This is a genomic window from Ruegeria sp. SCSIO 43209, from assembly GCF_019904295.1.
Classification (GTDB): Bacteria; Pseudomonadota; Alphaproteobacteria; order Rhodobacterales; family Rhodobacteraceae; genus Ruegeria.
Genome location: NZ_CP065363.1, coordinates 30,239 through 51,117 on the forward strand (window position 1 = coordinate 30,239; position 20,879 = coordinate 51,117).

Sequence of the window (20,879 nt, forward strand, 5' to 3'; positions counted from 1 at the left end):
TCCGCCCGCCGCAGGAGACCAGAGATGGCCAAGACACTCGACTACCAGATCACCCTCTATCCCGCGCATCGTGACGGCGCCTTCGTTGTCACCCAGTTCCAGATGATGGCAAGCTACCCCGAAAAACGCATCCAGGCTGCGGGCATGGTCGACCTGATCGACAAGGTGACGCAGTTCGCGATGGAACACGGTGAGAGCTGCAGCGCTTCGGTGCGCTGCCTCGCCCCGCGCAAACCGCCGGGGTTCAAGCGCGCGACCGAGAACCTCTATTTCAACCTGGTTGACCAGACGGCTGAGAAACGCGGCGACGCCGCGGCCTGAAGCCCCCCGCAGGAAACCTCCTGGGCGACCTGATGCAAAGGTCGCCCTCCCCTCAATTCCAAAGGATCGAAGACATGACACAAGTGTATGATTTTTACGCGCAGATGCTGGAAGCCCAGCAATGCGCCGCCGAGCAGAGGGTTGTGACCCGTGCCGCCCTTCTGACCGAACTGCGTGCCCTCGGCGTGACGAAGATCGAGGTGCAATACGAAGGCTACGGCGATTCCGGCAATGTCGAAGATGTCGTCGTGACGCCAGACACGATCGCTCTCTCAGAAGAGTTGCGCCGCCGGGTCGAAGATTTCGGCTGGGACTTCGCCTATGCGCTCAGCCCCGGGTTCGAGAACAATGAGGGCGGCTATGGCGAACTGACCTGGGTGGTCGAGACTGACAAGATCGATGTCAGTCATTCGAACCGGTACATCGAGACCAACACCACCGAACATGAGGGGCTCTGACATGGCACATCCCCTCCACCACGCCGAAAGCTCGGCCCGAAAATTTGGCGGTGTGCCAGATGACTATCAATTCGTGCATGACTGGTTCGATTCATCCAAAGAGCACCTAGGTCTCTTTGTTCACAGAGCACATCGTCACCACTGTTTAGGGGTATTTGAAGCCGAACGACAGTTCGGTCGCAGCCTGATCAACAGCGCGGGCCGGGTTGTTCCCATCCGCTGGATCGGCGAGCAGCATGTGCGCGAAGATTGCCAGGGGCGCATCCCGTCGCTGGCGGATTGGCTCGGGCGCATCCAGCCTGAACCGTGGATGGCCAATGGTCGGATCGACAACGATCCGACGCAGATTGTCGGCGATCCGCGTGCGGCCTGGACCCTCGCAGTGGCAAATCACCAGACCATTCTAGGCTTCGAGGACTGGCTGCTGAGGGTTTCGATCGAACACGTTCAGCACCGCCAAAACCGCGCCGCCGCCTGATCCGCCGGGCGGCGACCTCGCCAACCAACTCATCCCAACCAGATCGACTCGCCTGCGCCCAATCGGCCTGGCGGGTCGTTTTCGTTCCAAGAAAGGACATCGACATGCATGACCCCGTCTATGAGGAGGCCTACCAGGGCCACACCATCAAAATCTACCACGACCTCGATCCCGAAAGCCCACGGGAGTGGTCCAACCTCGGCAGGCTGATCTGCTGGCATCGACGCTATCGGCTTGGCGACGGCCATCAGTTCGACAGGCCCGAAGCGTTCTTGCGCGACCTCGCCGGTGTCCCGTTTCAGTGTGATCTCACGATTGACCAACTGCGCGAGCGCGCCGAACGCAAGGCAATCATCTTGCCCGTGTTTCTCTATGACCATTCCGGTCTCGCGATGAACACCATCGGATTTCATTGCCCGTGGGATTCCGGACAGGTCGGTTACGTCTATGTGTTGCTCGAGGCGGTTCGGGAGGAGTTCGATGTGAAGCGCGTCACCAAGGCGCTGCGCGAGAAAGCTGAAGACATCCTGCGCGGTGAAATCGTCAGCTACGACGCCTATCTCGGCGGCCGGGTCTATGGCTATGTCATCGAGCAGGACGGCGAGGAGATCGACGCCTGCTGGGGGTTCGTCGGCGACTACGAGACGGGCTGTTTGCCCGAGGCGCGTCACGCAGTGCCAGCACCGTCGCCTGGTCAAACACCCCAGTCCGCTGCCGCTCAAGCACAGGCTCACCCTTAGGGACCGGCACAGGTGGCACAAGCTCCCTTCTTTGCGGGAACCCCAATCGGCCTCGCATTGCTGCAATGCAGAAAAATCATGGCCTGCCTATTGTGCGACTGTAGCTTCGCCCCATCTTGAAGTTGCGATCGGTTCTCTCCTCCTCCCTGAACCGATCCGGAATAATCGGCGGCATCCACCTCCTCCCGGATGCCGCCATTTTCTTGTTCAAAGCATTTCCTGAAGGCTATCCACGGTTTGTCGGTCGCCCCTCGGTCGAAGAGATCTACCGTTTCGGATGCACAAGGCGAAAACCGCCAAAAAACTTGGGCGCGCTTGTAATGCTGCAAGCGGACAAGGGCTTCCGCACCAATGCCCACAGACCCATCCCCAGATTCTGGGGATAGCTTTCCGCTGCCGGGGCGGAGATCAGCAATGCCATGAAAGAGCGAGAGACAGGGCGGGAGGGGTGACCCCTCCCGGGTGAGAGAGTGCGCGCGGGCTTGGGGCCAACCCCCAACTCCGGAGATTGCCGATGAACGCTCACCCCCATTCCGTCCCGCTTGCGACCCTTGCCGAGGCCCCTGCCCTGCCCGAGGCTGCAGGTTTTTCTCAACACTTGATGCAGGCTGCGACTTCTCTCGTCCCCCAGTTCGAGGCGGGCGAAGCGATTGGCGCCGCCACCCTCCGCGCCGCGATGGAGGAGGCTTTCGGCGCCAGCGACACGAGCGGCGCCTGGGTCTGGAAAGACGCCTATGAGGCGGCCGAGATCGCGCAGATCCTGATGCTTGCCCGCTACGGCGCGCTGATGCAGCGCCAGGCGGCCTCGCCGAACGCCTTCCTCACCATGATCGAACGTCTTGCCACTCTGGCTCCGTCTCACACGCGGCGTTCTGAGGACAGCATCCGCCTGCAACAATTCTCCACGCCTTTGCCTCTTGCCGCCATCGTCGCGCAGGCGGCGGGGTTTCGCGGGGGCGACCTGGTGCTCGAACCCTCGGCCGGCGCTGGCATGCTGGCGATTTTCGCCCGGATTGCGGGTGCACGTCTGGCGCTCAACGAGCTTGCCGAGACCCGCCGCGCCTTGCTGGGACAGTTGTTTCCGGATGCCATCGTCTCGGATCATGATGCCGCCTCGATTGATGACCGCCTTGACCGCGCAGTCACGCCCTCGGTCATCGTGATGAACCCGCCGTTTTCGGCTGCGAACCTTGTCGAGGGTAAGTTCCGGCAGGCGACCAGTCAGCATGTTCTGTCCGCTCTCGCCCGCCTTGCGCCGGGTGGGCGGCTCGTGGTCATCACCGGAGAGAGCTTTCGGCCCTCAACCAAGAGCTTGCAGTCGACGTTTCAGCGGATTGGCCAGAGCGCTGACGTGGTGTTTTCCGCCGCGATCGACGGCAAGGTCTTCGCGCGGCATGGCACCACGATCGACACGCGGTTGACGGTGATCGACAAGCATGTGGCGGGCGCTGGAGAAATCGCACCGGTCGAGAGCGAGGCCGTCTACCATCCGCTCTGCGCGACCACGGGTGATCTTCTTTCCGCAGTGCTCGATCATTGCCCGGAACGCCGCAGCCCTCCGCCTTACCCTACCAGCGCGGCATTGCCTGTGCCGAACCGCCAGACCCGCACCAACCTGCACGCTTTGCGCCATGCCGCCCGTCAGGAAACCCGTGCCCTCGCCGTGGAGCGCGCCAAGCACCCGTTCGACGACATCGAGACGGCACCGCTCGATTACCTGCCGAAAGCCTGGAGCGAACCTGACGGCGCGCTGCAGGACACGGTCTACGAGGCTTACGCCTTGCAGGCGATCCGGATCGACGGCGCGGCGAAGCATCCGACTGCGCTCGTGCAGTCCGCCGCCATGGCTTCGGTCCCGCCGCCCGTCCCGACCTATCGTCCCCTCTTGCCAAAGACCCTCGTCGCCGACGGTCTCCTTTCCGCGCCGCAGCTCGAAAGCGTGATCTACGCGGGCAATGCCCACGAGACGCATCTCAAGGGCTGGTTCAAGCGCGGCGAGATCGAAGGCCAGCTGATGGCGGCAGCCGAGGGCGATGAAGGCGCCTTTCGCCTGCGCAAGGGCTGGTTTCTGGGGGATGGCACGGGCTGCGGCAAGGGGCGGCAGGTCGCAGGCATCATCCTCGACAATTGGCTGCAGGGGCGACGCCGCGCGGTCTGGGTCTCAAAGAGCGACAAGCTGATCGAAGATGCGCGCCGCGACTGGATGGCGCTCGGGGGCCGCGAAAGCGATATCGTGCCGCTGTCGAAGTTCCGCCAGGGGAGCGAAATCCGCCTGCTCGAGGGCATCCTCTTCGTCACCTATGCCACGCTGCGCTCAGCCGAGCGCGAGGGAAAAGCCTCCCGCCTCGACCAGGTGACGACCTGGCTCGGCGAAGGCTTCGACGGGGTGCTCGCCTTCGACGAAAGCCACGCCATGGCGAATGCCGTCGGCGAAAAGTCCGACCGCGGCGACAAGAAGGCCTCGCAGCAAGGTCTCGCAGGTCTCGCGCTTCAGAACGCCTTGTCCGATGCACGCGTCCTCTATGTCTCGGCGACCGGGGCGACGGTCGTCGGCAATCTCGCCTATGCCTCCCGCCTCGGGCTCTGGGGCACGGGAGATTTTCCCTTCGTGACAAGGCCCGAGTTCGTCGCCGCGATGGAGGCCGGGGGCATTGCCGCCATGGAGATGATCTCGCGCGACCTGAAGGCGCTCGGGCTCTATTTGGCACGCTCGCTTTCCTATGCCGGGGTCGAATACGAGATGCTGGTCCATGAGCTGACGCCCGCCCAGATCGCGATCTATGACAGTTTTGCAGACGTCTACCAGATCATCCATACCCATCTCGAGGCCGCCTTACAGGCCGCTGGTATCACGTCAGAGAATGGCACGCTGAACCCCCAGGCGAAATCCGCCGCGCGTTCGGCCTTCGAGAGCAACAAGCAGCGCTTCTTCAACCATCTCATCACTGCCATGAAATGCCCCTCGCTGATCCGCGCGATCGAAGCGGACCTGGCGGCGGGGCATTCGGCGGTCATTCAGGTGGTTTCGACCAGCGAGGCGGTGATGGAACGCCGCCTCGAAGAGATCCCGCCCTCGGAGTGGGACGATCTGCAGGTCGATTTCACCCCGCGCGAGGCGGTCATGGAGTATTTGATGCACAGCTTCCCGACGCAGCTTTTCGAGCCTTACACCGACGAGAATGGCGATCTGCGGTCGCGCCCTGCCCTTGATGGCGATGGCAACCCGATCATCTGCCGTGAGGCGGAGCGGCGGCGGGACGATCTGGTCGAACATCTTGGAGCCCTGGCCCCGGTGCAGGGCGCGCTCGATCAGATCCTCTGGCATTTCGGCGGGGACGCGGTGGCCGAGGTCACCGGACGCAAGCGGCGCATCGTGAAGACGCGGGAAGGTCGGCTCAAGGTCGAAAACCGCCCGGCGTCTTCGAACCTCAGTGAGACCCAGGCCTACATGGATGATAAGAAGAAGATTTTGATCTTCTCCGACGCCGGTGGCACGGGGCGCAGCTATCACGCCGATCTTGGGGCGAAGAACCAGCGTCTGCGGGTACATTACCTGCTGGAACCGGGCTGGAAGGCCGACAACGCGATCCAGGGGTTGGGGCGCACGAACAGGACCAATCAGGCGCAGCCGCCGCTCTTTCGCCCCGTCGCGACCAATGTGAAAGGTGAAAAGCGCTTTCTCTCTACCATCGCGCGGCGTCTCGACACGCTCGGGGCCATCACCAAGGGGCAACGAGAGACCGGGGGTCAGAACATGTTTCGCGCCGAGGACAACCTCGAGAGCCCCTATGCGCGCGCTGCGCTGCGGCAGTTCTTCTACAAGCTGCGCGCGGGCAAGATCGAGGCCTGCTCCTACACGAAATTCCAGGAGATGACCGGGCTGACGCTCGATGAGGCGGATGGTACGATGAAGGAGACCCTGCCGCCGATCCAGCAGTTCCTGAACCGCTGTCTGGCGCTCAGGATCGAGATGCAGGACGCGATTTTCGAGGCCTTTGGCGGGTTCCTCTCGGCCATCATCGAGGATGCGCGCCAGGCAGGCACGCTGGATGTCGGCCTCGAGACGCTCAAAGCCGAGAAGTTCGAGATCGTGGACCGCAAGGTGATCTTCGCGCATGAGGCGACGGGGGCGACGGCGACCGCCCTGACCGTGGAGCGTACCGATCGCAACGATCCGCTGACCCTGCCCCGCGTCAAATCGATCTGCGCAAACACGGACGGCGCGACGCTCTGCCGGAACAAGTCCTCCAAGCGCGCGGCGTTGATGGTCAAAGCGCCGGCTTTCATGGACGAGGATGGTGTTCCGATCCTGCGGGTGAAACTGCTGCGGCCCATGGCGACCGAGATCCTCGCGCTCAGCGAATTTTCGACTTCGCACTGGGAAGAGGTCGATGATGCGATGTTCGAGCATCTTTGGCAGGCCGAGGTCGAGGCGGTGCCGGAGTTCACCACCTCGAAGATCACACTGATCTGCGGCCTCCTCCTGCCGATCTGGGACCGGCTCCCCGCTGACAACATGCGCATCTACCGCTTGCAGACCGAGGATGGGGAACGCGCCATTGGGCGTCTCGTCAGCCAGGAACAGCTTCTCAATGTCTATGCGCGGCTGGGTCTCGATTGTCAGATCGAGATGACGCCGCAGGAAGTCTTCGTCGCGGTTATGGAAGCCAGGACGACGCTGAACCTCCTCGGCGGTTACCAGCTGCGCCGGTCGCTCGTCATGGGGCAGCCGAGGTGTGAGCTGATCGGTGCCTCAGGTGCGGCCCTGCCGGGGTTGAAGGCCATGGGCTGCTTCACCGAGGTGATCCAGTGGAAGACGCGGGTGTTTATCCCCGTGGACGGCACTGACGTGCTGGCGCGGGTGCTTGCCGAGCATCCAGTTGGCTCAAGCGCCGCGGATGTCGCCGCATGAGTGCGCAGCGCAGCATCGCAGACCTCTCGGCCGATCTTGCGGACCGTGCCGAGAGTTTCTGCCACCAGTATTTTCCCGAGGGACGCAAGCAGGGCAATTATTGGCAGGTTGGCGACACCTCGGGCGCCAAGGGCCAGAGCCTCGCCATCCGGCTGCAAGCGCAGAACGGGCGTAAAGCCGGGTCCTGGCAGGATTTCGCGACGGGTGAATATGGCGATCTGATCGACCTGCTGCAGGAACGGCTTGGGTCGGTCACGCTCAAGGAGACGCTGAGGGAGGCCCGGTCCTTTCTCGGCGAGGCCCCCTGCCCTGCCGTACCTCGTGATACCCAAAGGGCTGAGCGCCCGGATGCAGCCTCCAGCAAACGCATCGCGCGGGCGCGCAAACTCTTTTCCGCCGGCAAGCCGGTGCTTGGCACAATGGGCTGCACCTATCTGCAAGGTCGTGGGATTACACGGCTTGGCCCGGCTCTGCGCTATCACCCGCGGGTCTTCCTGCGTCAGGGCGAGGACGACGCCGATCCGCCGCTAAGGGCCCCTGCCTTGCTGGCGAAGATCACCGACAATCGGGGCCAGATCACTGGATGCGCGAGGCTGTATCTCAATCCGTCCACCGACGGCTTGGCCGAGATCGAGAGCCCGAAACGGATCCTCGGGCAGCTCCATGGCCATGCCATCCGCTTCTGGTCCGGCCAGGCGCGCTCTGATCTCATCGTCGGTGAAGGTCTCGAGAACACCCTCTCGGTCGGCACGGCTCTGCCGGAGTTCGACCTCGCCGCCTGTCTCACCGCCACCCATCTCGGCCTCTTCATCCCGCCGCCGGGCATCGAGCGCATCTGGATCGCACAGGATAATGACGAAACTGGAAGTGCCGCATCACTTAGATTGCGTAACCAACTGGGATCGCTTGGGATTGCCTGTGGTGATCTCGTGTCGAACATGGGCGATTTCAACGACGATCTGCGGGCATTTGGCAAGAATGCGCTGCGCCGGTCCCTATTGGGGGCCATGAAGGCGCAAGGTCTGAAGATCGAGGACGGGTAAGCGCCAGCCTCCCCATTGATGTCCGACAGGGCGAAGGTGCCGCGTGTTCGATCTGATCCCGTTTGGATAAGGGGAGCGATGGACCGGCGGGTCGGGGCAGAGCGCCCCTCGCCCGGGCAGCAATGCGCCCCGCACCAGAAAATTCCCCTGTCCCGCCGCGTGGCCGCGTCGGCCCATTCCTCGCGGGAACAATTTTCCGGCCCGGGTCACATTCTCCGCTGCGCTTCGATCCTTGCGGATGCGGCCCGGTCGCCGCCGGTCCTGATATCGCCCCATCCAAATCGGGTCAGATCAATCAGAGGAACCAAAAAATGCCCCATCAGACAGACATCCAAGAGGAGACCGGCGTGACCTCCGCCATCCTCGACCACCTCGCACTTCACGGCGCAATGCCCGGGCCCGGCGAGACCGATCATCGCGCTCTGCCTCAGCCAGATGAGGTCGAACTCGCCATGGCGACACTCTTTGATACCACCATCGGCCTTCTCACCGGCAGCCAGTTGGAAGACAATCTCGAGGAAATGCTCTGGTCCCTGACCTCGATCTTCCATCGCCGGCTGACCCATATCCAGAAGCTTCTGGACGACAATGAGTTCGAGGTCCGGGAAAGCTTAGGCGAACAGGACGGCTCCGAAGTCTCCTCGGTCGAGCTCGAACGCCTCCAGATGATCGGTCTGAAGCTCTGGGACCATCGCGACGCTTTCGAGCAGATGCGCGATCTGGCCGTGGATCACTTTGCGGCCGCCACGGGTTCGCCCTGGCTCCCCCGCACTGGATCCAAGGTTTCGCATCGCGGTCTCACCTCCGCCGTGGTGGACAGCCGGGCCTGGCTCTCGGCCAAGCGCCGCAAGGAGACCGAAGTGCACTGCCCCGAAGGGACGCGGATCGCCTTCTCTGGCGGGGACTATCAGGCCTACGATCTGATCTGGTCCGTCCTCGACGCCACCCTTGCGAAATACCCCGACATGGTGCTCTTGCACGGCGGCACGCCCAAAGGCGCCGAGATGATCGCGGCCCGCTGGGCAGATACGCGCGGTGTCACCCAGGTGGTCTTCAAACCCGACTGGAAGTGCCACGGCAAGGCCGCCCCCTTCAAGCGCAACGACAAGATGCTCGAGACCATGCCGCAGGGTCTGATTGCCACCCCCGGCTCGGGTATCACGGAGAACATCGTCGACAAGGCCCGCAAGCTCGGCATCCGCATCAAGAGGATCGGGGCTTAGGCCCCGGTTTATGCGCCGCGCAGAAGATCCTGCACCACAGAGGGCTTCTTGGCGATCAGTGCCAACAGGACCTGTGCCGGGCCTGTCGGCTGCCGCCGCCCGTGTTCCCAGTTTAGAAGCGTACCTTTCGCGACGCCAATGCTCTTGGCGAACTCTGCCTGGGACAGGCCAGTTCGTTGCCGAACTTCGGCGACATTGACCTCCACCACGGAAACTTCATGCACTTTCGCACCTGCCAAATCGCCATCTGCGAAGGCCAGAGCCTCTTCCAGTCCCTTGGAGATGGATTCGAATGCACTCATGTTGCGTCTCCATACTTCGCGACAAGCGCCTTGCTCATCTCTACCGCCGCAGCCTGTTCGGTCTTCGACAGGTTGGCTTTCTCATTCTTGGCGAAGACCGTGATCAGAAAGATCGGCATATGGATCCCGCCAAAGACATACACCGTCCTGAAGCCGCCACTCTTGCCGCTCCCCTCTCTCGGGATGCGGACTTTGCGTAAACCGCCACCAAGAGAGATGCCGGCTTCCGGATTGGCGGCAATGAAGTTGATCGCCGCCTCGCGTTCTTGGTCCGACATGATTGCCTTGGCGCGCCTCTGGAATTCAGGCAGTTCGACCACGGTCTGTAATCGCGTCATGTTAAGTTCCATATAGATTTCGGCGGCATATGTGTCAATGACGTATAGCATGCGCACTGGAAGGACAAGTCGTCGACGGATGCCGGGGCCTACCGGTATGCTTGGTCGGCTGGGTGGGGCTACCCTGGCCGTGTGTACCGTCGCATAGAATGACCGATCCGACCGGCCGGTTTGTCGTTTCAGACTATTGGAGGGTGGCGGTGTCACGTAACGAGGCTGCCCTTCGTTCTTAGCCTCGAGCGCGTCGAGTGCTCGTCAGCATCGTGCACGCTGTAGCGAAGACATTGATTGCGGCAGGTCATCCCAAGCGCGCGACTTTGAAGTCTGGCCTATGTTATATTTCAGGCGAGTTTAGGAGTGGATTGCGCCCCCCGCAGCCTCTCTGTTTGCAGTTCCCCCAATTTCCTTCGCGGCCACCGCACTTCTCCCGATGTCTGAGTTGCATGACATGCTGGTCGCAGCTGTCGTCCCGTCCACAAAGGTTGTCGCCGATTTTTTTCCCCTGACCCTGCGGGTCATTCCTCGCGAGCCAAAAAGACCGGCGCCTGCCCCTCTCCGCTGCGCTTCGCCTTCGGTGTGCCCGGGCCTTGGCCAGCTGCAAGGTGACCATCATTGCAACGCAAACAAGGAGAAGAGCAATGACCACGAACTGCATCAAATTCACCAGCGCCGACATCGAAACCGCCAAGGGCGTCGGCTCTATCTCGACCCTGACCTTCGACCTCGACATCACGGTTGAACCCGTCGCGAGCGCGAACCCGATGGCCCCCACGCACCGTGTCCTTGGCCGCTCCCCGCGTGGCAAGCTGGTCGAATGCGGCGGCATCTGGAAGAAGCAGAACAAGGAGACGGGCGCTGACTACTACACGCTGACCATCCGCGATCACGGCTTCAACGCGAACCTCGGCAAGGCCGCCAACCAGGACGATCTGTCCCTGCAGGCCGTCATCCCCTGGGGCCCCAAAGACGCTGCGTGAAGCATAGAATCGGCTGGGGCTACCCAGCCGATTCCCGCTGTTTATCTTCCCACTGGTACGACTTGCCTTTGTGTTAGAGTACCCTGGTCGATACGCTTGGCCGAAGTAAATGATTGCAGATCGGATCTAAGATCATGCTGACACATACTGCTTCACTATCTTGGTGTTCGCGGCTTAAACGGGCGCGTCGATGCCTCGAGTTGATTGCATTTTGACAGCCGTGCAAAGATAGAAAAGTTAATATAAACAAATGATTGCGGCGGATGCATCGCGAAGTTTAGGTCAGCTTCTGATCTGCTGATGACGCAAAAGTTCCCATATATTGGGCGGCCATCTTCCGAGGTCACTACAATTTGTCGGAACATCTAAGCCAGCAGGTGTCTCGGTTGAGTTCGAGCCATCGGGTGAAAATCGTTGTTAAGACTCATTTTTCCGTGTAGATGACACTTTAAAGAGCGAAATCGCTGAAAAAGCGATATTTAGAGGGCAGTCAGATGCGAGAACGGTCATTTGAGGCTGATACGAAGGATCAACCCTTCGATGAGATCATTCTAGAGCAAGGAGAGTTGATTTCCGACCGCCTCAATATGTTGCGGCAGGAACAGTATCCTCCGGACGCACAAAAAGGTCTACGTCAGTTTTCGTTGGCAGAGGTTGCCTACTATCTCGGCGTGACCCAGTCGACCATTAAGAAGCTTCATCTCGAAGGCAAAGGTCCTGAACCTGAAACATCGTCGTCCGGGAGGCGCAGCTACTCGGCCGAGCAGATGCTGGAACTGAGAGCTTATCTCGACAAGCATGGTCGCCCCGGAAAACGCCGTTATGTCCCCTATCGGCAACCTGGCGAAGAACTGCACGTCGTGTCTGTCGTGAACTTCAAAGGGGGTTCGGGAAAGACCACTACCGCCGCTCACCTCGCGCAGCACTTGGCGTTGAAAGGGCATCGAGTTCTTGCGATTGACTTGGACCCTCAAGCCTCGCTCACAGCTTTGCACGGCATTCAGCCTGAACTCGACGACGTGCCTTCGCTCTACGAGACACTTCGGTATGATAGCGAGCGCAAGCCGGTCTCTGAGGTGATCCAGCCAACAAACTTCCCCAACCTAGATATCGTTCCGGCAAGTCTCGAGCTTCAAGAGTACGAATACGATACCCCGGTTGCTTTGACGAGCAGCGAACCCCATGAGGGCCGTACCTTCTTCACTCGTATATCGAGGGCGCTTAGCGAGGTTGATGACCGCTATGACGTGGTTGTTATCGATTGCCCTCCTCAGCTCGGCTACCTCACTCTCACTGCTCTCACGGCTTCTTCCTCGGTCATTGTGACGGTTCATCCTCAGATGCTGGACGTCATGTCGATGAGCCAGTTTCTCCTGATGCTGGGCGGGATCATGAAGACGATCCGTGACGCTGGCGCGAACATGCGCCTGAAGTGGTTCCGTTACCTGGTAACGCGATTTGAACCAACGGACGGTCCCCAAAAGCAGATGGTTGGGTTCCTCCAGGCGATGTTCCCAAATCAGATGCTGTCGGCTCCTGTGCTGAAGTCTACGGCGATCTCCGACGCTGGGATTACTAAGCAGACGCTTTACGAAGTTGAACGGTCTCAGTTCGTGCGGACTACTTACGACCGCGCAGTAACATCTTTGAATGACGTGAATGACGAAATCGCCGAACTGATTCACAAGGCTTGGGGGCGTGAATGACTAAGATTTTGACAGCCGTGCAGAGAGCCAGTTTTGACAGCCGTGCAACTGTCGAAATGCGTGCAGCGCGTAGGTTGGATTCTGACGAAAAGGAGATGGCTTGATGGCACGCAAAGACCTCCTGAAGAGTGTTATGGCAGGCACGTCAGAGCAACCCAAGGATTCCGGTCGCTCCGGATACGCAATGCGCGGTGCTTCGAAATCGATGAAGGTTTCGATTGATAGCCTTGCGGAGAACTCGAAGCGTCTCCTTGAAGGCGAAACCATTGTCGAGATCGATCCGCAATTGATCGATGTGTCATTCGTTTCGGATCGGCTTAGTGATGACGATGTTGCTTTCGACGAACTGAAAGCATCGATCGCAGCAGGTCGCCAGGACACGCCGGTATTGCTTAGACCGCATCCGGAAGCGGATGGCCGCTATATGATCGTCTTCGGGCATCGCCGTGCGCGAGTTGCATCGGCGCTCGGCCGTAAGGTTCGCGCAGTTGTAAAACCAATGGACGATGTGGCTCACATTCTTGCTCAAGGGCAGGAAAACACTGCGCGCGCAGATCTCTCTTTTATTGAGAAGGCCCTATTTGCGAAGAGCCTCTTGGATATGGGGCAAGCAAAGGACGTGATCCAGTCCGCCCTTACCATCGATGGGACGTTGCTTTCACGGATGCTGTCAGTGGCGCAGAACGTCCCTCGGCACGTCATCGAACAGATTGGGCCGGCCAAGCAGATTGGACGTGATCGCTGGGAAGACTTCAAGAAGTTGGCTTCGGAACCATCGAACGACAAGATCCTCAAGGAAGCTTTGGAGTTCGACGGGTTTCAGAACCTCGACAGTGATGCTCGCTTTGAGTTCCTGCACAGCAAGCTGGCAGAAGCGGGCAGGGCGCCGAAGCGCCGAAAAACGCGTGCCATGCCCAAGAAACGAACCTGGACTGCCGGCAAAGGCCGCATCAAGGGAGTCATAGGTCGTTCCGGAAAGGCATTCAGCATTTCGCTTACGGCACAAGATTCAACCGAGTTCGGGGACTTTCTCTCGGGTCGGCTTGATCAGCTGTACAACGAATTCCTCGCGACGAAAGAGGAGCAGTCAGAACAATGATCTAGGCAAAAGAAAAGCCCCCAAGCAGCGTGGCCTGAGAGCTAATCTGAAAAGTTTGGTCGCTTAGAAGATATCTCTCCCGCGAATCACTGTCAACAAGAACGCCACTTTGGCGAACGGCTTTCTTTTGCCTTCACATAACTGGAGGTGAGAAACAGGCATGAAACATACAGGTTGGCGCAAGCCGACACCGGGTCTTGGCATTGCAGAGCAGCTTGCCCAAGCCGGTGAACAAGTAGCTGTACCCAAAACGCGGGCCTTCGTGGCTGTGAAGCGCGTGGGCGCATACATTGGCCTCAAGGCCGGAGACATGATGCTCCTCGACACGCTCGGAGCCTTCACCCAGGCCCAGGACTGGGAGGAAGGGCAGCGTCCGATCGTCTGGGCGTCAAACGCCTATCTGATGGAGCAGACCGGGTTCTCGCTGTCGGCGCTCAAGCGCCATGCACGGCGGCTGGCCGAAATCGGCGTGATCTCCTTCCAGGACAGCCCCAACGGGAAGCGCTGGGGTCGCAGAGACGCCGAGGGGCGCATCGTCGAGGCCTATGGGTTCGATCTGTCGCCACTGTCGGCGCGTGTCGTGGAGTTCGAGGAACTGCACGCCGAATTGCAGGCCGAGCGCGAGCTCTGCCAGCGCCTGAAGCGCCAGATCACAGTGGCACGACGCATGATCCGCGCGCGGATCGAGGCGGCCGTCAGCAGCGCGCTGCGAGGGCCCTGGGCGCAGTTCACCGGGCTCTTTGAGGAGCTTCTGGATCGACTGCCGCGCCGTCATGAAGCCTCGGAACAGCTTGTGCGGCTGCTAACATGGTTCAAGGAGCTTCAGGAACGCGTCGAAGCTGCCTATTTCAAGGCAACTGAGGTCGTCGAACCTGTGGAAAACACCCCTAAAACCAAGGAACAAACGCCTGAGAAGACTCAAGAAATGAACCCCAGGGAGGTCATTTCTGACCCTCATATACTAATTACAAACCAACTTGATCCTGTAACTCGTAATTCCTCAGAAAATGAGGAAGTCGCGGCCGTGGTGCCCAATGCTCAGCCCGAAGATCAGGTTGACAGGGAGCTGGAAGAGTGGGTGGCTGAAGTCCGCAAGAAGCGCGCGGCACTGGATCTGCCCACAGTGATGCAGGCCTGTCCCGAATTCGCGTCCTGGGCGCGTAATATGGGCGGCTTCCTGAAGGATTGGGGCGATCTGCACCGGGTTGCCGGGCAGCTCAGGCCGATGATCGGGGTGTCCGAGCATGCGTGGAACGTGGCGCAAGACCGGCTGGGCAAACAGGTGGCGACAGCGGCGCTGGCGCTTGTCTTCGAGAAGCATTGCGCGGGCGAAGTTTCCTCGCCGGGCGGATATCTGCGCGGCATGGTCGAGAAGGCCGGGGCAGGGGAGCTGCATCTCGAGCGCAGCTTCTATGGCAGGCTCAGTGGGCAGGCGGCGTGATGGGGCAGGGGATCAGAGTCCGGCGGCCTTGGTCAGGTTCACGCGGAACCGGTCGCGCCGGCGCTGGTAGCGGCGGGTCATCTCGGCCGAGGCATGACCAAGCTGTTTTTGAACGTAGCGCTCGTCGACTTCGGCGGAGCTGGCGAGACCGGCGCGCAGCGAATGGCCGGAGAACAGCGCCAGGCGTTCCTTTTCGGGCAGCTCGGATCGGATGCCGGCGTCCAGGACCGTCCGCTTGATCAGGCGCGCAACATGCTTGTCATTCAGTCGCGTTTCAGTGGCGCGGTTGCCATCGCGCGAGGTGCCGACGAAGACCGGACCGAAGTCGATCTTCGCGAAGTGCAGCCATTGCTCCAGCGCGTGCACGGGGCAGGTCTGATCCTTGGAGCCGCGGCCGATCTCGACTTCGCGCCAACCGGTTTTGGCGTTGAGGGTCAGGAGGGCGCCTTTCTCCATGATCTCAATCCATCCGCCGGACTCCGGCGTGTCGTCCTTGTGGACGTCGAGGCTGACGATTTCCGAGCGGCGCAGGCCTCCGGCATAGCCGAGCAGAAGGATCGCCCGATCCCGTAGCCCGCGCAAATCATAGCGCAGGGTGGCAACCATCGCGAGGATGTCCTCGGCCAGGATCGCTTCCTTCTGCACCGGAGGACGTGCGTGCTTGCGCTTGATCCCGGCCAGCACCGTGGCGATGTGCCGGTTCTTGCGATCAAGGGTGAATCCCCGCTGCGCGTAGTTCCAGGCGAGACCGGACAGGCGGCGGTCTATGGTGCTGACCGAAAGGGTAGGGGAGGGGCCTGACCCGGACGCAAGATCCGCGAGATAGATCCCGATCATCTCCGGCGACGGCGGCAGCGGTTCCGCGCCCTTCATCCGACACCAGCGTGCGAAATGCGCCCAATCCTTCGTATAGGCCTTCAACGTGTTGTCAGACGCCGCCGCGCGCGCATAGTCGCGGGCGGTGTCGACCAAGCGATCGAGGGTGCCGGAGCCGACCACAAAGGACGGAAGGCTCAATGCGTCGCCGTCAGGGCGATCTCTCTCATTGCCCTCGCTGGACGAAGACCCGTTTGGCGGCACTGAGGTCGATTTCTCGGTGTTTTCTGACATGTCGCCGAGCATATTCTTTTATGTCCGATAATGCAAATTTATTGGACATAATAAGGTCGCGCAATGTGGGGCAGTTATTGTGCTATTTTCTGGAAGAAAGCGCCGCGTCAATGTAGGCTTCGGGCATGACATTTGCCCGACCGGATCATATGAGCGACGTCGACATGTTGCCCCGGATGCCCGGCTGGGTCACCTCGGCCCGCGCCGAAACCCTTGAAGATGTTGCGTTTTTGTCGGGCGCAGTGCTGAACCACCTGCATGTTGTATTAGGACGCGCGGAGGTGCCCCAAGCCTTGTTGCGGGATCGCCTCGCGCTGCGTGCGGCCGAGGCTTGTATGGCGTTTTCGGGACGCCCGGAGCGGGCAGGGGAGCTGCGCGACGCAGTACACCTCCTGCGCCCCGGCGATCTTCCCGGGCCGGCGGGCGAAATCTGCCTGGCCTGGCGGCGCGCTGTGGAACGGCCGGTGTCGATCAAGGCTCTAGGCCGAGCCTTGCCGACCCTCGAGCCGAGCCAGATTGCCGCGTGGTTGGATGCGGGGAAAGGGGCGCCAGTAACCAGGGCCGCGATGGTTCTGGAGGCGGTGCTGCGCGAGGCGCCGCGCGCAGACGTAGCAGGACTGATCCTCGCGGATGCGGCCTTCGCGCAAGCCCTCGGTTGGGATCATCTCGTGCCGCTGCTGGCCCCAGGCCTGAAACGCGCCGACCTGCGCAAGCGCGGCGATGACCTTTGTCTCGCCTGTCATCGGGCGCTCATCTCATCGGCGGTCGAGGCCGTGCGCCTCGCCACCGACCTCGCGCGTCGGGCGACGCATCTGAAGGCGATCGCGCCCAAGCTGCGGTCCAAGGGGGCGGGGGATGCAGTTGAGATGTTCCTGAAACGCGATGCTGTTGCTCCCTCGGCTCTGCCGCTGCCGGATCGCGCCGCGCGGCGGCTGTGCGACCGGCTGGTTGACCTCGGCGCAGTGTGCGAGCTGACCGGGCGCGACACCTTTCGGCTTTACGGGGTGTAGCGATGGCAAAGGATCGCCCTGAAGCCGAGCTTGACCGCGAGTTGACTGACCTGCCGCCGGAGCTGCGCTGGCGGGAATGGATGCGCCGGATCGAAGCGGTGCTCTTCGCCTCTGCCTCCCCCGTGCCGCGTGAAGAACTCGCCCGCGTGGTCGGGCAGGTGGCCTCGGTCGACCTTTTGGTCGAGGACCTTGCCGCCGATCTGGAAGGGCGGGCTTTTGAAGTTGCGCAGGTCGCTGGCGGCTGGATATTCCGGACGCGTGCTATCTACGCCCCCGCGATCCGCGCAGCAGCGGATGTCGGGGACCAGCTGCTGGACTTGAGTGAATTCGACGTCGCGGTCCTGGCCGCCATCGCTTACCACCAGCCGATCACGCGCGACGGGCTGAAGGATATCTTCGGCAAGGAGATCAGCCGCGACCTGATCGGGCGACTGCATGCGCGGAACTTGATCGGGACCGGGCCACGGTTGCCTCGACGAGGGGCACCCTATACCTTTGTCACGACCGAGCAGTTCCTAATCGCGTTCGGGTTAGAAAGCCTTCGCGATCTTCCCGATCGGGAGCAGCTAGACGATGCGGGCTTGGTTGTGGACGTGTGATGAGGCCAACAGTTATCCGTGATGACGCTCCGGTCGAGTTGGCAATTCTCCAAGGCTCAGTTTCTCCGTCGCACCTCGAAATAGTGGGCAAACTCTTCCTTTGTCATCGGCTCGATGCTGAATGCGTCGCGCAGTGAGTTCCACGTCCTGTGAAGAAGTTGCATGCGCCGCTCATCTGGCCAGTCGCGCTCCGTTTCGTCGACCAAGAGACCGCTCTTACGGGATCTCGCGGGCACGTAGCCGGATTGCATCGGCCAGACCGCGTCCGACATGCCATCGATGCCCATGACGATCCGTCTTCGCTTCGACGCGCCCAATGCGTCAAGGCAGGCCATCCCGTTTGCCAATCCTCTGATCCAATTGGAGAACAGATGTCCATAAGAGATGTGTTTCTGGCCCTTGTGCTCGGTGAACGCCACACCGTCTGACATCCACACTTCGCCGCTTTCTTCGAGGTATGCCGCAAGGTTTCGTGAACGACAGGTTCCATCCTCTTCCCGACCCGCGACCCAGTACGTCACGAACCCGAACGGGCACGATCCGAAATTTCCGCCGCTTCCTGCCCCTGTGGGAGCCCGGAGACGCGCGCTGTCTGGCAATTGCTCCAGCGCCGTGATCGATGGACGGCCGTTGGGAAAACCTGCAGGGATGATCCTGAGCCAAGCTCGCGATAAGTCCAAAGGCCTTACACGAGCAACTTCACCGAAGCCGTCGGTGTGCGTCGCGGGCCATTCTGCTTTCCATAGGCCTGGCGAATGAGGGTCGCTCTCGACGCCCAGGATAGGCTCGGCGGCGGACCTAGCGTCGCGGACCAGATCAATATTAACCCGGACGGCTTCGGCCAGTTGCTTGATGAGGGCTTCCCGAACCGTTTTCCGTTCCGCCTTTGTCGCCTCCGCAGCTAAAGTGTAGGTCAGTATTCGGCGGTGCCGGATATCGAAGGGTAAGTTCTCTACGGTGTCACCGTTCGCCGTATTCAAGACGGCAATTATCCTTTCAAACCCTATGGCGCTCATTGCGTAGCCGAGCTCGACCATGACGTTCGGATTCGGTAGCGCTTTTCCGCCAGCAGACTTAGCGATAGGCGTGACGTCTGCGACCATAACGGCGCTTCTGGATATCTTTTCCAAGATCGTCTGGCTGATGTCTGCCATTCCGGCGGTTGCTTTCGTGTCGTGATCCAGGGCCACCCGCTCGACATCTTCGACATCGAGAGTTTCACTGACTCGGTCGACAGCGATGGCTAGAGCATCTCGTATGAAATCCCGATTCAGTCTTGCGGGCAGGTCATTCTGCCATGACCAAAACACGGTGTCGGTCATCGCCAGATGCCCTCAAGTTTCTCTGCCTGTCTGTGCCGTCTTTCGGCTTCAAGTCGGTCGAGATTGGCGAGCTTCCAGCGAACGGCGGGCAGGTTGGCCGCGTCCGTGAGGCCGGAAAGATTCCAGTCAATTTCGCCTCTTTCCACACCAACGAGAAAGGCGCGGTGCTCGTCCGGCATCTGCGCAACTATTGCTTCAATCATCTCTTCACGGGTTGCGACCAGCTCTTCCAGTTCGACCAACTCCGTGGTCATGCCTAAGAAGTTCTCCTCGAAATCCGAGCGAATGTCCTTTCGGGTCGGAGCGAGAACTTCGATAGCCGGCCGGTTATGGCTCACGATGTAGGCCAAGAACGCTTGTCGCAATGACGTCGAGATTCCTTCCTTCCTCAGGAGATCCCGCACGTCGAAGAGGTCGCGGGGGTGTTGGCGATCAAGTGCGGCGACGATCTTTCCCGCGTAGAGATCGTCAAAAGAAACTACTTGGGTCTCTGCGTAGCCGAACTGGTCTTCGACCGACGGCGCAACCTGCATGACTCTGGGTTCGAACACGCAACCGCGGGCTACAGGTGTCACTTCGACCTTGATCTGAGTTTCCGGTGTCCGGACGACCAGACGGGTGACGATCCCTTCGTTGTGCAGTCGACTGGGAACGACCTTGGTTTGAGGCACGGCTTCCGAGATGGATTTCGATAATCGGTCTAACGCGGCGTCTATGTCGGCGAGGGATTCTTCCCGGGCTTTCACGGGTAGGTAAGTCAGGTCGATATCGACGGACAGGCGCGGCAGGTCTCGGACGAACAAGTTTATCGCAGTCCCGCCCTTCAGCGCGAACACGTTTTCTTCAGCCACTGACGGGAGGACCCGGATCAAAAGATCGACTTGCTGTCGGAACCGTTCATCAGTTGCCATCAAGACCCTCCGGCACCGTTATTTGGTATTTAGCGTCCAACTTGCCTCCTTTTGCGACCACCCGCTTGCCACTGCCGATGTTGATTGCATCAAGATCGAGTCGTTTGAACCAGGCGTGATCGTTCCGCTCGGCGAACCACAGAAAGAGTCGGTTCACCTTCACGCTGCCGCAGTTTTCGAGAGACGCCTGGAGTTGCCTGGGACTGAGGTTTGAAAGTCCGGTGAACAATTCCGCAGCGTGCTCGAAGGACTGGTGTGTCGGGATCTCGTCCAGAAATTCCAGAATGGCTCGCTCCGGACGGGAGATCACCATCGGCCAGGATCTGTCACCCCAGACATGGAGTCTCAACCCACCGTCGGGGTTGTCCAATGTCTCGACATTGCCTGTCGACGAAATTGGTGGGAGGTCTTGGATCGCCTTGAAGATCGCCTCCGACTTGAACAGCTTTTTCGCATTTCGCGTCTGGAAATCGATCTCGGGGTCGATTTCGTTGAGCCATTTGGACAGGGGGGCTTCCGTGTAGAGGTGAACCTTTCTCCGCTTTCCCATGGTTACGTAGTGACCGTAGCCTTGAAGTTCGAGTGCGCTGAGGCCCCCGACGATGACCGGAACTCGCATGAGTGATTGCAGCGAGATGATAAGGTGTTGCCATCGTGTTTCGGAACCGGGCCGCTTGTAGATCCCTCGTGTGGGCTGCTCCAACCAGCCGTTCGCGACGTATTTGCTACGCAGTGCGCTCGAGTAACCTGCCTCGTCCAACCATCGCGAACTGGCGACCAAACCTTCTGGAAGGAGGCGCTGCAACGAGTTGAGCTTTTGTCCTCTTTGCACACTCATAGTTTGCTTTCAGGTCTCTTCGTAAACTCAAGCTGGTTTGATGTATGCTGA

The 20,879-nt window shown here is 60.5% G+C and carries 19 protein-coding genes; 13 read left to right on the forward strand and 6 right to left on the reverse strand.

Going from position 1 to position 20,879, the window contains the following annotated elements:
- The first annotated feature begins 24 nt into the window (after positions 1 to 24).
- From I5192_RS21830 to I5192_RS21860, 7 genes are all read left to right on the forward strand, one after another.
- Positions 25 to 321: a hypothetical protein gene (locus tag I5192_RS21830; protein WP_223118713.1), complete on the forward strand. Its 297-nt coding sequence runs from the start codon at positions 25 to 27 to the stop codon at positions 319 to 321.
- Positions 322 to 395: 74 nt separating this feature from the next.
- On the forward strand, positions 396 to 779 hold the full coding sequence (locus tag I5192_RS21835; protein ID WP_223118714.1) for a DUF6878 family protein: 384 nt from the start codon (positions 396 to 398) through the stop codon (positions 777 to 779).
- A gap of 1 nt (position 780) precedes the next feature.
- Positions 781 to 1,257, forward strand: coding sequence for a hypothetical protein (locus tag I5192_RS21840; RefSeq protein ID WP_223118715.1), 477 nt, complete (start codon positions 781 to 783; stop codon positions 1,255 to 1,257).
- A gap of 104 nt (positions 1,258 to 1,361) precedes the next feature.
- A complete protein-coding gene (locus tag I5192_RS21845) occupies positions 1,362 to 1,997 on the forward strand; it encodes a hypothetical protein (protein ID WP_223118716.1) in 636 nt (211 codons plus the stop codon).
- Positions 1,998 to 2,511: 514 nt separating this feature from the next.
- Positions 2,512 to 6,909 (forward strand): strawberry notch-like NTP hydrolase domain-containing protein, encoded by a 4,398-nt coding sequence (locus I5192_RS21850; protein ID WP_223118717.1) that lies wholly within the window; start codon positions 2,512 to 2,514, stop codon positions 6,907 to 6,909.
- Positions 6,906 to 7,952 carry a toprim domain-containing protein gene (locus I5192_RS21855; RefSeq protein ID WP_223118718.1) on the forward strand — a complete coding sequence of 349 codons (1,047 nt, stop codon included), beginning with the start codon at positions 6,906 to 6,908 and terminating at the stop codon, positions 7,950 to 7,952. Before I5192_RS21850 ends, I5192_RS21855 begins: the two co-directional genes overlap by 4 nt.
- Before the next feature lie 311 nt (positions 7,953 to 8,263).
- Complete coding sequence (locus tag I5192_RS21860; protein ID WP_223118677.1) at positions 8,264 to 9,175, forward strand: DUF2493 domain-containing protein; 912 nt, start codon at positions 8,264 to 8,266, stop codon at positions 9,173 to 9,175.
- Between the two features lie 8 nt (positions 9,176 to 9,183).
- On the opposite strand, the gene I5192_RS21865 is transcribed toward I5192_RS21860, so the two are convergent.
- Together I5192_RS21865 and I5192_RS21870 are read right to left on the reverse strand one after the other, a co-directional pair.
- Positions 9,184 to 9,477: a DNA-binding transcriptional regulator gene (locus tag I5192_RS21865; protein ID WP_223118678.1), complete on the reverse strand. Its 294-nt coding sequence runs from the start codon at positions 9,475 to 9,477 to the stop codon at positions 9,184 to 9,186.
- A complete protein-coding gene (locus tag I5192_RS21870) occupies positions 9,474 to 9,815 on the reverse strand; it encodes a type II toxin-antitoxin system RelE/ParE family toxin (protein WP_223118720.1) in 342 nt (113 codons plus the stop codon). The genes I5192_RS21865 and I5192_RS21870 overlap by 4 nt, the downstream gene beginning before the upstream one ends.
- Positions 9,816 to 10,453: 638 nt before the next feature.
- On the opposite strand from I5192_RS21870, the gene I5192_RS21875 reads away from it, so the two are divergent.
- The 4 genes from I5192_RS21875 to repC all read left to right on the forward strand — a co-directional run bounded on the left by I5192_RS21875 (position 10,454) and on the right by repC (position 15,038).
- Positions 10,454 to 10,792 (forward strand): DUF736 family protein, encoded by a 339-nt coding sequence (locus I5192_RS21875; RefSeq protein ID WP_008335621.1) that lies wholly within the window; start codon positions 10,454 to 10,456, stop codon positions 10,790 to 10,792.
- A gap of 494 nt (positions 10,793 to 11,286) precedes the next feature.
- Entirely contained in the window at positions 11,287 to 12,498 is a 1,212-nt protein-coding gene (repA, locus tag I5192_RS21880) for a plasmid partitioning protein RepA (protein WP_223118679.1), read from the forward strand.
- 103 nt (positions 12,499 to 12,601) lie between these two features.
- Complete coding sequence (gene repB, locus I5192_RS21885) at positions 12,602 to 13,597, forward strand: plasmid partitioning protein RepB (protein WP_223118680.1); 996 nt, start codon at positions 12,602 to 12,604, stop codon at positions 13,595 to 13,597.
- 160 nt (positions 13,598 to 13,757) lie between these two features.
- Entirely contained in the window at positions 13,758 to 15,038 is a 1,281-nt protein-coding gene (gene repC, locus I5192_RS21890; RefSeq protein WP_223118681.1) for a plasmid replication protein RepC, read from the forward strand.
- A gap of 12 nt (positions 15,039 to 15,050) precedes the next feature.
- Here repC and I5192_RS21895 read toward each other — a convergent pair whose 3' ends face one another.
- Entirely contained in the window at positions 15,051 to 16,160 is a 1,110-nt protein-coding gene (locus I5192_RS21895) for a tyrosine-type recombinase/integrase (protein WP_255612264.1), read from the reverse strand.
- A 113-nt stretch (positions 16,161 to 16,273) separates the two neighbouring features.
- Here I5192_RS21895 and I5192_RS21900 point away from each other — a divergent pair, with 113 nt between their 5' ends.
- Positions 16,274 to 17,158 (forward strand): DUF1403 family protein, encoded by an 885-nt coding sequence (locus I5192_RS21900; protein WP_223118682.1) that lies wholly within the window; start codon positions 16,274 to 16,276, stop codon positions 17,156 to 17,158.
- Positions 17,159 to 17,160: 2 nt separating this feature from the next.
- Positions 17,161 to 17,757 carry an SMC-Scp complex subunit ScpB gene (locus I5192_RS21905; protein WP_223118683.1) on the forward strand — a complete coding sequence of 199 codons (597 nt, stop codon included), beginning with the start codon at positions 17,161 to 17,163 and terminating at the stop codon, positions 17,755 to 17,757.
- A gap of 56 nt (positions 17,758 to 17,813) precedes the next feature.
- On the opposite strand, the gene I5192_RS21910 is transcribed toward I5192_RS21905, so the two are convergent.
- Genes I5192_RS21910 through I5192_RS21920 form a run of 3 tightly spaced genes read right to left on the reverse strand, consistent with a single transcriptional unit; the run spans position 17,814 to position 20,828 of the window.
- Positions 17,814 to 19,079 carry a nucleotide-binding protein gene (locus I5192_RS21910; protein WP_223118684.1) on the reverse strand — a complete coding sequence of 422 codons (1,266 nt, stop codon included), beginning with the start codon at positions 19,077 to 19,079 and terminating at the stop codon, positions 17,814 to 17,816.
- On the reverse strand, positions 19,076 to 19,990 hold the full coding sequence (locus I5192_RS21915; protein WP_223118685.1) for a nucleotidyl transferase AbiEii/AbiGii toxin family protein: 915 nt from the start codon (positions 19,988 to 19,990) through the stop codon (positions 19,076 to 19,078). The genes I5192_RS21910 and I5192_RS21915 overlap by 4 nt, the downstream gene beginning before the upstream one ends.
- Positions 19,980 to 20,828, reverse strand: coding sequence for a type IV toxin-antitoxin system AbiEi family antitoxin (locus tag I5192_RS21920; protein ID WP_223118686.1), 849 nt, complete (start codon positions 20,826 to 20,828; stop codon positions 19,980 to 19,982). Before I5192_RS21920 ends, I5192_RS21915 begins: the two co-directional genes overlap by 11 nt.
- Between the last annotated feature and the right edge of the window lie 51 nt (positions 20,829 to 20,879).